The organism is Stackebrandtia soli (assembly GCF_965137155.1).
Lineage (GTDB): Bacteria > Actinomycetota > Actinomycetes > Mycobacteriales > Micromonosporaceae > Stackebrandtia > Stackebrandtia soli.
Map to the genome: position 1 here is coordinate 1 of NZ_CBCRZX010000011.1, position 12,083 is coordinate 12,083.

Genomic DNA, 12,083 nt, shown 5'->3' on the forward strand with positions numbered 1-12,083 from the left:
CCGCTTGGTTGGGCAAATTGCGAAAACGCGCCTAATTCGAACATTTGCCCAACCAAGCGGAGAGTCCAACCAACCAAGCGGGAGGCAGATCCGGTAGGGGCCCCAGTGCGAGTGGTCGGTGTTTGCGTGCGGGCGCGTGGCCGGATGATGGGGCCAGCCGAAACCGCGTTACGCCTGGTCCCACCTGACCGCATGCTCGCCGACCCTGCGGAGAAGTCGGCGAACGCGATCGCACACCGAGGGCGCCGCTGCCGTATTCTGAGCATAATGGACTTCCAGTTCTCGGCACACCCGCGTGCCAGGCCTTCTCATGCGAGCGTCCACATCGCTTTCTCTTGAAGCCCGGAGCGTCGAGGCTGGCCGGTCCACAGGATCGCCGAACTGCGAACAGCCGCAAGGCGACGGAAGCCCATCGCATCACAGGTCAGGTCCCGAATAGGACCTCCGAAAATCTCCACGATCGAGGAGGGTCAATGAGTTTGTCGAATACCGAAGAACGACACCTCAGCGTCAAGGGCCATCGCGACTTCAGTGTTCTGTGGGCTGGCAGAGCCGTCAACCAATTCGGCTCCGCGATTGGAATGGTGGCGCTGCCGATGCTCGCCGTTTCAATGCTCGGGGCGAGCGTCTTCGAGGTCTCGATACTCGCAGCCATAACGACTCTCACCGTGCTGCTCGCCTCCTTCCCGACCGGCCTGTACGTCGAGTTTCGACGTAAACGACCGATCATGATCGGTGCGGAACTCACACGGTCCGTCTTCCTGGCTGCCGTCGCCGTGCTCGGACTCTTCGGGGTACTCGAGTACTGGCATCTGTGCCTTGTGGCCTTCGCCGGCGGAATGTGCCTGATTCTGTACCAGGCCGCGGCTCAGCCTCATATCAAGGCGCTTGTCCGCCCGGAGCGGCTCGCCGACGCCCAAGGAAAACTCGAGTCCACAAACTGGCTGAGCATTTCGGTCGGGCCCACCCTCGGTGGCCTACTTCTCGGCGTGTTCGGTGTGTTGTTCGGCTACGCCGTTCACGCCGTCTCGTTCGTCTTCAGCGCCGTCGCGACGTGGCGGCTGCGCACGCCGGAACCCCCGCCGCCGGCGCGAGGTGCGACGGAGCGGAAGCGAGACGAACTGCTGGCGGGTCTTCGTTTCGTCGCGGGACACCGCATGCTTCGCAAGGTCATCATCAGTTGGATCGTGTTCGCGGGCGCGAGCGCGATGGCCTCGCCGGTGGCGGTGGTCTTCTACTTGAGAGACCTCGAGTTCGATGCTGTCCAGTTCGGACTCATCATGGGGATTCCCTCCCTCGGTGGGTTTCTCGGTGCGAGACTCGCGCGTGTCGTCGCGCAGCGGTTCGGCGCCATACGCGGACTGTGGATCGCCAGCATGCTGCGCACGCCGTGGTACTTCCTCATTCCGCTCGCGGTTCCGGGTTATTCGGGGGTGCTGGTGGCGGGATTGGGTTTCGGCGGACTCCTGCTGTTCGCCGGAATGGCCAACTCGGTCATGTCCACGTATCGACAGCTGGCGACGCCGGATCATCTTCTGACGCGAGTCGCGACGCTGTGGTCGTTCGCGACGACCTCTCTCCAACCCGCGTTCATCGTCATCGGAGGTGTTGTCGCGACGATGATCGGCGCGCGAGCGACCCTCTGCGTCGCGGCGGTGTTGATGGGTTCGGCGGTGATCTTCCTGCCACGGCGGGATCTGGCCGTCACAGGAACGCCGACGGCACTCGGTGGGGTTCGCGGGGGAGTTAGTCCCCTTTAGACGTTCTGGGCTCGCTGGGTCGGCCGACTTCGCGCAGCGGAGGGCACCTTCGCCTGGTCGACCGCGCACTATGGTCTCGCGCGTGCCTTCGGATCACCACGGCCGGAGGCGGCCGGCGAGCCTCCGTGTCCGGTTCGCGGTCAGCCCAAGGGAAGCCGATAGCAACGCTCTTGGCCGTACGAGGCGAACCCGGCGCGCTGCAGGATCGGGGAGCTCGTGGAGATGCGGCCCTGCGTGAGTGCCATCGTCGCACCCTGCTCGGCGGCGTATTCCATGCGAGCGGCGAGGAGGGCACGGTAGACGCCGCGACCCCGATACGCCTCCAACACTCCTCCGCCCCACAATCGGGCCACTCCGTCGGCGAGTTCGACACCCGCGATTCCGACCGGGGCGCCGTCGACGTAGGCGGCGATGGCTCCTCCGCCCCCCGAGTCGAACATGTCACGGCCGGACGCCGCCGCACCGGCGAGCTCGTCGTCGGAGGCCCTGCTCCCGCCGAAGATCGAGATGCCAACGGTATTGGTGTCGCGCGCGACTTCCGGCGTGGTCCGCCACCGCAGTTCGATCCCGGGGAGGTCGGGCGCGTTGACATCGGCGGGCAACGCCATGGCGAGCACGTCGGCGGTGTCGATCAGCTCGGCACCACGCGCCAGCAGTGCCTCGTCGAAGCCGTCGGGGGTGCTGAGTTTCACGCGGACCACCGCCTCCGGCAGCCCGAACCCGACGGCCCGCTCGACAAGCTCCCCGAGAACCGCCTCGGCCGGTCTGGAGGATCGCAACCACTGCACCTGCAGTCGGTCGGCGAAACGCTCGGGATAGCACGCCAGCCGATACTCCGTGGTCTCCACCACTTCCGAGCCCTCCGGCGTCCCCACCCACGCGTCGTCCGCCACCGCCACTGTCGCCAGATCGAGATCACTCATCCGGCGGAGGCTACCGTATCGGCGCTCGGGGAGGACCGGCCCACAGTGCTACGAGTCTCAAGCACCGTCTTGGACGGAATGTCCTGCGGCGGTGCGGGGCCAGCGCGGATGCTGGGGGTTGACGACGTACTCATGCCGGTGCCGCCATCCGTGCACGGTGGATTCGGCGTCGGCGAGGTGAGGATCATCGGCGGTCAGTCTCGTGTGGACGTGCTCAACGACGGACGGATCCGCTGTGGGCCAGATGATCGCCGCGGCGGCGGTCGCGCCGAGTGCGACCACCGCGAGGGTCCCGGCGGCGACCGGATTCCCGATGGTGGTCAACCAGCCCGCCAACGGGTAGGTGAGCAGCCAGCACGCGTGTGAGAGCGAGAACTGGGCGGCGAACACGGCCGGCAGCTCGCGTTCCTCGGTGGACCGTCGGATGACGCGTCCGATGGGTGTCGTCACGGCGGCGGTCGCGGCGCCGATCACGGCCCAGATCGCGAGCAGCCAGATCCACGAGGCGGCGTCGGCCTCGGCGGCGGTGATGATCGCCGCCGCCGACAAGCTGATGGGGAGGGTTCCGGCGGCGATCAGCATGACGGTCCGATCCCGTGCGTGTGCCAGGAGGCGGGACAGGAGCAGCGCCGCGAACATCGAACCGAGGCCGTAGGCCGCGAGCGCCAGTGACACCGCCCCGTTTCCCATTCCAAAGTGCTCACGGACGATGAGGACGGTGTCGACGAGGATGAGCGCTCCTGCCGAGGCGACCGCCAGATTGAGACTGAGCGCGGCCCGAAGGCGCGGGGTGGCCCACATTCGTCGCGACCCGAGCATTGCTCGGCTGCGGACACCGCCTTCGCGTGGCATCGGAACAGGTTTCGGGAGCACACAGGACGTGACGAGGATCGCGGAGGCGATGAATCCGAGCGTCGTGCCACCGAAGAGCCAGTCGTACGTCGTCATGGTCAGGAGCACGGCCGCGAGCGCCGGGCTCAACAGGCTCTCGATGTCGTACGCGAGTCGGGATAGGGTCAGGGCCTTCGTATAGTCGCGTTCGTCGGGAAGCACCTGCGGGATCGTGGACTGGAACGTCGGTGTGAAGGTGGCCGACGCCGCTTGCAACACGAAGATGAGCGCGTAGACATGCCAGATCTCGGTGGCGAAGGGGAGTGCGACCGCGACCGCCGCCCGACCGAGGTCCATTGTGACCATTAGCGTCCTGCGCGGGAGGCGATCGGCCACAGCCGTCACGAGTGGGGCGATGACGACGTTCGCGACCATCTTGATCGCCAGGGCCGTCCCGAGCACGGCGGCGGCGCCGCCTCCCGCGATGTCGTATGCCAGCAGGCCGAGTGACACGGTCGCCAAACCGGTGCCGACGAGGGCGATCACCTGCGCGATGAAGAGGTATCGATAGGTGGGGTGGCGGAGCACTGAGAGCATTCGGATCGTCCTGGGGCATCGAATCGACGAATTCCCAGACGGTATCAGACATGTGCGCGGCCATGCACATGTCGATGTTCAGTCGTGTGACGGAAGGTCTCGGATGTGGTGGTCGGCCACGCTCAACGCCTCGTCGATGAGTCGGCGCAGGTGACCGTCTCGTATGGAATAGATGACGTGCCTGCCGTCGCGGCGGGTGGTCACGAGTTTGGCGAGGCGTAGTTTCGCCAGGTGCTGACTGACGGAGGGGCGAGCCGCGTCGCACGCCGTGCACAACGTCGTCACGTCCGCGTCTCCGAGGCTCAGTCGATGCAGGAGCGCCAGCCGGGTGCGATCGGCGAGGAGGCCCAGTATCGAGACGGCCGTGTCCAACCGCTCGGTGTCGACGGTCTCGCGGACACCATGGACATCGATGGAGTGCTCGCTCGTCGTCATACCGTTCATCGTAGGCCGGGTCTGTGAGAGGCTCGCCCGTCCGATGTGGTGGTGACGGCGGCGGATCGACGAGGCGGCGTTGCGATCGCGACCCGAAACGCGCTTTGGGTAATTCGGCCCGACGGCGACCGCGACTCATCAACGACGAACCAGGCGCAACGACCCCGTTTGAACGGAATTGGCTTGCGGCGCCAATGACGTGGTGGGACCGTACGGCCCATGACACCCCAGCATCAGATTCGGGCCGACCACGACGCTTCCACGATCGTGGTCTACCAGGCGTACGCGCCGGTCATCGCCGACGCGGCGCTACGGGCCGGACGGTTCGTCGCACCGTTCTCGTTCGGGAGGATGACGTGGATCAAACCATCGTTCCTGTGGCTGATGCATCGCAGCAACTGGGGCCGAAAACCCGGCCAGGAACGGATTCTCGCGGTCCGCATGACCCGCGAAGGCTGGGAGAGAGCCCTGTCCGACGCGGTGTTGACGACCGGTGATCCGACTGCCGTCGCGAGTGCGCCCGTCCACGTCCAATGGGACCCGGAGCGTTCCGCGCGGGGAGCCGCCCTGAACCACTACAGCATCCAGGTCGGCATCGGACGCCACCTGATCCGAACCTTCGTCGAGGAGTGGATCGTCAGCCTCACCGACCTTACACCGCAGGTCCGCAAGGCGGCGGCACTGATGCGGACCGGGCACGCCACAAAAGCCTCGCGCCTGTTCCCCAGCGAACGTGTCTACCCACCGTCCCCGGCATTCGAACATCTTCTGTCCACCGGCAACTGAGTGCCCGCGATCGGTTGAGGGCCTTGAAGATCCCGCATCAGGCGATGGTGCGGCGCTCCTGGTCCTCCTGGCGCAGCCGCGCCAACACGGTGCGGACGGTGCTCACCTCCGGTACCGCGCGCCACACGATCTTGCCCTTGATCGACGTCGAACTCAAGGTCATGTCGCCGTACTTGAACATGCGGGCCAACAGGCCCTCGCCGACGTTGATGTGGTCGATCTTGGACAGCGGGATCTCGATCGTGTTGCGCGAGATCATTCCGGTTCGCCACATGATGCGAGTCGTCGTCAGCGCGTAATACGTGAAGCGCCAGATCAACATCGTCCTGATCACGTTGGCGGCGAAGAGGAACCAGACGGCCCAGGCGGTCAGGATTCCCTCACTCGGCGGGACGGTTCTCAACTGCGCCATCACGTACATGAGCGCCGCCGTGCCCACGACCGCCCAGGCGAGCGCGTTGATCAGAATCGTGGGGTGGGGCCGGAACCTGTAGGCGACCACTTCGCCCGGTGCGAGCAGATCGTCCGGGAACTCCATGAATCCTCCACAAAGAACATTGACGTTCCGACTATGGTTCCGCGCCTTGGAAAGCAGACCTCACCCTATCGATGGACTCCGACAAGGGCAATCCGGGAAACGGCCCTGATGTCGACCTTGAGGGACGCGGACAGTAGGACCGAGCACGGCCCTGGTGCCTGACATCGTTCGCCGTGATCGGCTTCGACAGGTTCGCTCATTCGCGCGGCCGCCGACCGTGGTTACGGTTTGATGGTTCGCAGGCAAGGACCGTCCTTGTCCGACACACAGTCGCGAGCGGACACCGAAGGAGCTCCCATGGTCGTCGCCGGTCTGGTACTCGCGGGCGTCGCGGCCCTCGTCCACGTATACATCTTCTACCTGGAGTCCATCGTGTGGACCGGGAGGAAGGCCCGCTCCATTTTCGGGATCTCCGCCGAGGAAGCCCAAGCCACCAAGGAACTGGCGTTCAACCAGGGCTTCTACAACCTGTTCCTCGCCGTCGTCGCGATCGTCGGAATCGTGCTCGTCGCCGTCGGTCAAACCGGTGCCGGTGCGGCGCTCGTGTTCGCGGGAACGGGTTCGATGTTCGCGGCGGCACTCGTGCTGTTCCTCTCCTCGCCGAGCAAACGCGGCGCGGCGGTCAAACAGGGCCTCGTGCCGCTGTTGGGAGTCATCGCCCTCGCCGTCGGGCTGTCGCTGTAACCGACCACGCGTCCACATCCGTCCAGATCGACCAGCCAGAAGGAGAACCACCGTGTCCGACGTCGTCAGCACCCAGATCCAACTCGCCGCCCGCCCGTACGGCTGGCCCACTCACGACGACTTTCGCGTCGTGAAAGTCGCGTACGGAGACCTTCAGCCGGGTCAGGTGCGCGTGGTCAACGAGTTCGTCTCGGTCGACCCGTACATGAGGGGCCGGATGAATGACGTCCGCAGCTACGTCGCCCCCTACGCGCTCGGTCAGGTCATCACCGGCGGCGCGGTCGGCCGGGTCGTGGAGTCCGCCGTCGAAGCCGTCCCCATCGGTGCCGTGGTCCTGCACCAACACGGCTGGAGCGACGTCGTCCAAGACGAGGCGAAGACTTTCCGGGTCGTGCCCGAGATACCCGGCGCGTCGCTCTCGCTGTACCTGGGCGTCCTCGGCATGACCGGGTTGACCGCATACGTTGGCCTGACGGCGATCGCGGGGCTCCAACGCGGTGAGACGGTGTTCGTCTCCGGCGCCGCCGGGGCCGTCGGCACCGCCGCCGGTCAGATCGCGAAGCGTCTCGGCGCGAAACACGTCATCGGCTCAGCCGGAACCCCCGAGAAGGTACGACTCCTGACCGAGAAGTACGGCTACGACGCGGCGTTCAACTACAAGGACGCACCCGTGCGAGTACAGCTCGCCGCCCTCACACCGGATGGAGTGGACGTGTTCTTCGACAACGTCGGGGGAGACCACCTCGAAGCCGGTCTCGACGTAATGAAGGACAACGGGCGCATCGCGCTGTGTGGAGCGATCACCGAATACAACGCGACCGAGAAGACCCCCGGACCGGACAACATGGCCAACCTCATCACCCGTGGCCTCACCCTCAGGGGATTCACCCTCTCCGCCTACCTGGGGCTCGCCCCGGAGTTCAACGAGAAGATGCGCAAGTGGTTCGCGGCGGGGGAGATCGCCTACGACGAGACCATTGTCGACGGAATCGAGAACACCGTCGACGCTTTCCTGGCCATGATGCGGGGCGCCAATATCGGCAAGATGCTCGTGCGCGTCACCGCACCGGCGAGCTCCTGATCCCGTACCCGACTGATGGATGTCTGGCTCAGGGGAATCGCTCCAAACCGCGCTCGGGCGCGATAAGCGGTCGACGGTTGGCGTCCCTTGCCGTAGGTTATCGAGATTGCGCGGGACTCGTTCCCGCGCAACGATCATGCGGAGGATCCGAGGACATTGGACTCATGATCCGAGTTTCATCCGCACGATTGCTCGGAGACCTCCTGCGACGCGAAGGAATCCACATTGACTTCGAGGCCGCTTCCGGGCGCGGATCGCCATGCCTTCGCGTTCGACGCGGACGGCGCGATGTCGGCGAGGCGTGACGAACCGGATTGTCGTGGTTAGGGTCGCGGACCATTCGCACGCGATCATCCTGCGTGCCAGGCGGTGGATGACCGTCGGGCTGGTGGTCTCGATCATCGGGACCCGGATCATCGAAGGCGGATCGAACGGAACCGTCGCCGCGGGAATCCTTCCCGTCGTGTGGATCGCGGTCCTGGCGACGGTGGGACAAGCGTTGACCTTCGCGGCACCGCTGTTCGCGCGGGTGTTCTCCCGCTACAACCCGGCGAACGTTCTGATCGCCTCCGACGCGACGGAGGCGTTGATGTCGCTGCTCGCCCTCGGCGCCCTGCTGCTGTATCCGTCGGCGGCGGCTCCCATCCTCATCGCCTATCTCCTGGTCGCGTCCGTCTTCCCCGCCGCCTCCGACATCGTGGAGGAGTTCTACGCGCAACAGCTGGCCCAGTTGGATTCCGAGCACGCCTTGAGGTTCAACACAGCGATCTACTCCATTATGGCGTTCATAGGCCTGGTGATCGGCATGCCGCTCGGCAGCGTCGTCGCGGGGTACTCGATCTCGTGGCTGATCGGCGTCAACATGGTGCTCTCGGCAGGAGGGACGGTGTTTCGACTGGTGTCGGCCAGGACACTCGTGGCGAAGCCGGTCGCGGACCAGGACGTGGAGGACTTCGGCGCCCTCGGCAAGAAGACGACCTTGAGGGAATTCGCCGCTGACCTGGTGCGGACCGGACCCGCCTCGCCCGCAGTCTCGTTCATCACCCAGCTCGGTGCCGTCATGGGCGGCATCTACGTCTACCTGTGGATCGCGGGAAGCACCGGATGGCCCGCGACCACCGCGTTGGGCACCGTCATCGCGGTGTTCGGTGTCGGCGCCACCATCGGCCCACACGCGGCGCCGCTGCTACGTAGACGCCTCTCGATCGAGAACGCCTTGCTGGTCGCGTACGTGTCCGCCGTCGGAATCCTGACGCTCGCGATCCTCGGCATCACATTCCTTCCGACACCCGCGAACTGGATCGCCGGACTGACATACGTACTACTCATAGCGATCACCTCGCGCGTCCGCTCCGTACTGACCACGACCCTGCGGCAGCAGTCATTCCGAGGACGCCGGTTCAGCACCGTCATGAGCTGGTCGATGGCACTGACCGCGCTCGCCGACGTCATGGGGAACTGGACGAGCGTGATCCTGGGCGTCATCCTCGTCCCGCAAATCGGACTGGGGGTCTATCTCCTGGCGATGCTCGCCGCCATCGCGGTCCTGAGTCGACGGAGGCGACCCCAGGTCGACTCCGATGACGAGCGACTCGGCAGCGGCTGCTGACCGCTTCCCGTGTGGACCTTCGTTGCTCGGTCTGACACGCCCCGAGCTCCCGCATTTGCCGGGTGCGGGAACTCGGGGGTGTGCGTCAGATCGTCAGCCGTTCTGACTCACTGGCGCGGAACCGGTGGGGTAGTTGGTGCCGGTCTCCACAGTGTTGGGTATCTCGCGGCTGATCTGGCTGTCGCAGTAGACGATGTTCCAGTGCAGGTGCGGTCCCGTCACGTTTCCGGTGCCTCCGGAGGTGCCGATCTGCTGTCCCTGAACGACCTGGTCTCCGATGTTGATGATCGTCGAGTCCAGGTGGGCGTACTGGGAGCACTGGTTGTTGCCGTGGTCCACCAAGGCCATGATGCCGCCTCCGCCGGTGGCCCATCCTTCGAAGTAGACGGTGCCGCTCGCGGATGCGACGATCGGGGTCCCGGTCGGTGTGCCGAAGTCGACGGCATGCCGGTTGTAGTCGTCGTTGTGCGAGTAGCCCTCACCCGGGGTCTGGGTCACGGTGTACGCGGCACCAGCGAGAAAGGGCAGTTTGAACTGGGCGCCACCGGCCGCACAGGCCGGCACGACCGGTCCGTTGGAACCGGTCTCCAGGTAGCCGTCGGTGACCCAACCGCCTCCGGGGAGTTTGTTCCAGACATCGGTGGCACCGCCGATGCCCTGGACGGTGTCGCCGTGGCTGTAGCAGGTGATCGTCACCTGGCTGCCGTTGGCGAGGCTGCCGACCACCTCGGCGTTCACGCTCGGCGTGGATCGCACGTTGAGCGGCAGACCGTCGGGAACGGACACGGTAACGACGGCGTCGGCGTGTGCCGGTCCAGCGGGCACCATGACCGCGAGCCCGGCGAGGAGCAAAACCAGACCGGCCCGCATGATACGACGCATGGTCGCCTCCTTATGGGGGGAGAAGGAACAGAACGAATCCCGGATTCTGCCATGGCCCGCAGCCGAAACGCACGTTCGCTAGGAATCAATGCATGTCCATACCACGAATCCAGCGGATGTGCCGCCGATCTCCGTTGGTTCTGGATGCACCGGTCCATGGTCTGCTTGTGGGCCAGAAGTTTCCGATGGCGTTGTCTTCGAAACCCCAGCTGTGCGCCCATAGCGCTCGTCGCGGAAGCGCGTCCCTTCAGTCGGCGGCTCGGTCACGCATGAATGTCAGACGTGTCTGCCAGGATCCGACGATGGAGCTGACTCTGCAACTGACGATCGACTGTGCCGACCCAGAGAGGCTGGTGGCGTTCTGGAGCGAGGCTCTGGGGTACGTACCCGAACCTCCGCCGGGGGGCCACGCCACGTGGCGGGAGTATTGGGCGGCCATGGGCGTGCCTGAGGAGGAGTTGCCCGTCGGCGTGGGTGACAACCCGGAGTCGATCGTCGATCCCGCCGGGAAGGGGCCCCGGGTGTGGTTCCAGGTGGTGCCGGAAGTCAAGGCCGGCAAGAACCGAATTCATTTCGACCTGAAGGTCGGTGGCGGGCGCGATGTTCCGCTTGCGGTACGAACGCAGCGGGTCACCACCAAGGTGGAAAGCCTGATCGAAGCCGGCGCCAAAGTCCTGCGGACAACGGATAAGCCGGACATGGCGCACTACGCCGTCTTGTTGCAGGACCCGGAGGGCAACGAATTCTGCGTCGTCTAGGAGTAGTTCGGCCATCCGTTCATAGCCACTCGTCAATGGCGTGACCAGGATGGTCGGTCCGGTCCGGTCCGGTCCGGGCGAGGTGTCGCGGAGAGCAGGGTGTGGCAGGTTTCGGTCGACCACCGGGCCCGTACGGACGTCAGGCCCGGTGGTCGAGGTGATCGTCAACTGCAGGGCAGGCTCAGGTTGTACGTCCGGTAGCCCGAGTCGATCTGCGTGTCGGTCCAGTATGGTCCGCTCAGGACGTACCGGGCCCTGAGCGTGTAGTTCCCGGGTCCGGCGCAGTTCGTTGCGTTGCCTTGGACGACGCCGTTGGGGCCGCCGCTGCCGGAGCTGGAACCGTCCAGCAGCTCCTGTCCGTTACGGGTCACGGTGTAGCTGAAGTCGAAGTTGCAGGGGTACTTCGCGTTCGCGTAGTACCAGGCCGCCCCCCAGTAGTACTGGCATTCGGAGTATTCGAGGACGGGCCATACCTGGGAGCCGTCGGTGCCGAGGCAGAAACGGGCCTCTGTATAGGTCCATCGGCCATCCGAGTAGAGCGCGAACTTGTCCCCGCACACGGTGGTCGCTTCGACCTCCTTGACCATCGTGGTCTCTCGCGGCGACTCGGCGGCCGAGGCGCTGGCGGCGGGCACCGCCACCGTCGCGACCGTCATCGCGACGGCGGCGACCGTCGTGAGGACTTGTTTGATACGCATTACCTTCTCCTAAGATCGTGGGCTGAACGGGTCCGCGGATTCCCACGCGACCACAACTGGCACCCGAGGACATCGCGACCCTTTCGCTCACAATTGTGACGAAAGGGATGTTTTAGGTCGATAAGCGACACGCAGTGCTATGTACCGGCTCCGCGCGATCGCGCTTCTAGAGGCAAAAGCCGGATGAGCGTTGGCCGGCTGTGACTCCGCCGTGGTCCGCGCCAGGTTGCCGTGCTGTCCTCAATGTCCCTATGGTGCGCAGTAGGCCGCCCGGTCTTCCTGGATAAGGGGTGACGACGTCCTGGCAAGGGCTCCGCGATGTGGGCGGCCTGGACATCGACGGGGCCATCCTCGATTACTTCCGTCGTACCTATCCCGAGACGGATTCCCACGAGTGGCGGCGACTCCGCGCCGGAGACACCGTCGAGGATCGTCGTTCCTGGCGGCAGTTGTCGGACGACGTTCGGATGGCCAAGGAGATGCAGTCGCGCGCATCCCAAC

The 12,083-nt window shown here is 65.4% G+C and carries 12 protein-coding genes; 6 read left to right on the forward strand and 6 right to left on the reverse strand.

The window, feature by feature from the left end; genetic code table 11:
- Nucleotides 1–473: 473 nt before the first annotated feature.
- Nucleotides 474–1,760: an MFS transporter gene (locus ACM9NP_RS09055; protein WP_415646182.1), complete on the forward strand. Its 1,287-nt coding sequence runs from the start codon at nt 474–476 to the stop codon at nt 1,758–1,760.
- A 140-nt stretch (nt 1,761–1,900) separates the two neighbouring features.
- On the opposite strand, the gene ACM9NP_RS09060 is transcribed toward ACM9NP_RS09055, so the two are convergent.
- The 3 genes from ACM9NP_RS09060 to ACM9NP_RS09070 all read right to left on the reverse strand — a co-directional run bounded on the left by ACM9NP_RS09060 (nt 1,901) and on the right by ACM9NP_RS09070 (nt 4,546).
- Nucleotides 1,901–2,683, reverse strand: coding sequence for a GNAT family N-acetyltransferase (locus ACM9NP_RS09060; RefSeq protein WP_415646183.1), 783 nt, complete (start codon nt 2,681–2,683; stop codon nt 1,901–1,903).
- 57 nt (nt 2,684–2,740) lie between these two features.
- On the reverse strand, nt 2,741–4,111 hold the full coding sequence (locus ACM9NP_RS09065) for an MFS transporter (RefSeq protein WP_415646184.1): 1,371 nt from the start codon (nt 4,109–4,111) through the stop codon (nt 2,741–2,743).
- A gap of 78 nt (nt 4,112–4,189) precedes the next feature.
- Nucleotides 4,190–4,546 (reverse strand): ArsR/SmtB family transcription factor, encoded by a 357-nt coding sequence (locus ACM9NP_RS09070; RefSeq protein WP_415646185.1) that lies wholly within the window; start codon nt 4,544–4,546, stop codon nt 4,190–4,192.
- A gap of 219 nt (nt 4,547–4,765) precedes the next feature.
- On the opposite strand from ACM9NP_RS09070, the gene ACM9NP_RS09075 reads away from it, so the two are divergent.
- Nucleotides 4,766–5,332, forward strand: coding sequence for a DUF4291 domain-containing protein (locus tag ACM9NP_RS09075; RefSeq protein ID WP_415646186.1), 567 nt, complete (start codon nt 4,766–4,768; stop codon nt 5,330–5,332).
- Between the two features lie 37 nt (nt 5,333–5,369).
- Here ACM9NP_RS09075 and ACM9NP_RS09080 read toward each other — a convergent pair whose 3' ends face one another.
- Nucleotides 5,370–5,870: a PH domain-containing protein gene (locus ACM9NP_RS09080; protein WP_415646187.1), complete on the reverse strand. Its 501-nt coding sequence runs from the start codon at nt 5,868–5,870 to the stop codon at nt 5,370–5,372.
- 297 nt (nt 5,871–6,167) lie between these two features.
- On the opposite strand from ACM9NP_RS09080, the gene ACM9NP_RS09085 reads away from it, so the two are divergent.
- The 3 genes from ACM9NP_RS09085 (at nt 6,168) to ACM9NP_RS09095 (ending at nt 9,244) form a co-directional block, all read left to right on the forward strand.
- Nucleotides 6,168–6,554: a DUF1304 domain-containing protein gene (locus ACM9NP_RS09085; protein ID WP_415646279.1), complete on the forward strand. Its 387-nt coding sequence runs from the start codon at nt 6,168–6,170 to the stop codon at nt 6,552–6,554.
- 52 nt (nt 6,555–6,606) lie between these two features.
- On the forward strand, nt 6,607–7,635 hold the full coding sequence (locus ACM9NP_RS09090; RefSeq protein WP_415646188.1) for an NADP-dependent oxidoreductase: 1,029 nt from the start codon (nt 6,607–6,609) through the stop codon (nt 7,633–7,635).
- A gap of 373 nt (nt 7,636–8,008) precedes the next feature.
- Nucleotides 8,009–9,244 (forward strand): MFS transporter, encoded by a 1,236-nt coding sequence (locus tag ACM9NP_RS09095; RefSeq protein ID WP_415646189.1) that lies wholly within the window; start codon nt 8,009–8,011, stop codon nt 9,242–9,244.
- A 93-nt stretch (nt 9,245–9,337) separates the two neighbouring features.
- Here the strand turns inward: ACM9NP_RS09095 and ACM9NP_RS09100 are convergent, their stop codons facing one another.
- On the reverse strand, nt 9,338–10,126 hold the full coding sequence (locus tag ACM9NP_RS09100; RefSeq protein WP_415646190.1) for a peptidoglycan DD-metalloendopeptidase family protein: 789 nt from the start codon (nt 10,124–10,126) through the stop codon (nt 9,338–9,340).
- Between the two features lie 302 nt (nt 10,127–10,428).
- Between ACM9NP_RS09100 and ACM9NP_RS09105 the strand changes: the two genes are divergently transcribed.
- Nucleotides 10,429–10,884 (forward strand): VOC family protein, encoded by a 456-nt coding sequence (locus tag ACM9NP_RS09105; RefSeq protein ID WP_415646191.1) that lies wholly within the window; start codon nt 10,429–10,431, stop codon nt 10,882–10,884.
- A 164-nt stretch (nt 10,885–11,048) separates the two neighbouring features.
- Here the strand turns inward: ACM9NP_RS09105 and ACM9NP_RS09110 are convergent, their stop codons facing one another.
- Entirely contained in the window at nt 11,049–11,582 is a 534-nt protein-coding gene (locus ACM9NP_RS09110; protein WP_415646192.1) for a hypothetical protein, read from the reverse strand.
- Between the last annotated feature and the right edge of the window lie 501 nt (nt 11,583–12,083).

Bases quoted from the DNA above. Each gene is read 5' to 3' on its own strand.
- ACM9NP_RS09095 (WP_415646189.1), top strand. From the start codon at position 8,009: ATGACCGTCGGGCTGGTGGTCTCGATCATCGGGACCCGGATCATCGAA.
- ACM9NP_RS09065 (WP_415646184.1), bottom strand. From the start codon at position 4,111: ATGCTCTCAGTGCTCCGCCACCCCACCTATCGATACCTCTTCATCGCG.
- ACM9NP_RS09060 (WP_415646183.1), bottom strand. From the start codon at position 2,683: ATGAGTGATCTCGATCTGGCGACAGTGGCGGTGGCGGACGACGCGTGG.
- ACM9NP_RS09080 (WP_415646187.1), bottom strand. From the start codon at position 5,870: ATGGAGTTCCCGGACGATCTGCTCGCACCGGGCGAAGTGGTCGCCTAC.
- ACM9NP_RS09055 (WP_415646182.1), top strand. From the start codon at position 474: ATGAGTTTGTCGAATACCGAAGAACGACACCTCAGCGTCAAGGGCCAT.
- ACM9NP_RS09110 (WP_415646192.1), bottom strand. From the start codon at position 11,582: ATGCGTATCAAACAAGTCCTCACGACGGTCGCCGCCGTCGCGATGACG.
- ACM9NP_RS09105 (WP_415646191.1), top strand. From the start codon at position 10,429: ATGGAGCTGACTCTGCAACTGACGATCGACTGTGCCGACCCAGAGAGG.
- ACM9NP_RS09085 (WP_415646279.1), top strand. From the start codon at position 6,168: ATGGTCGTCGCCGGTCTGGTACTCGCGGGCGTCGCGGCCCTCGTCCAC.
- ACM9NP_RS09075 (WP_415646186.1), top strand. From the start codon at position 4,766: ATGACACCCCAGCATCAGATTCGGGCCGACCACGACGCTTCCACGATC.
- ACM9NP_RS09070 (WP_415646185.1), bottom strand. From the start codon at position 4,546: ATGACGACGAGCGAGCACTCCATCGATGTCCATGGTGTCCGCGAGACC.
- ACM9NP_RS09100 (WP_415646190.1), bottom strand. From the start codon at position 10,126: ATGCGTCGTATCATGCGGGCCGGTCTGGTTTTGCTCCTCGCCGGGCTC.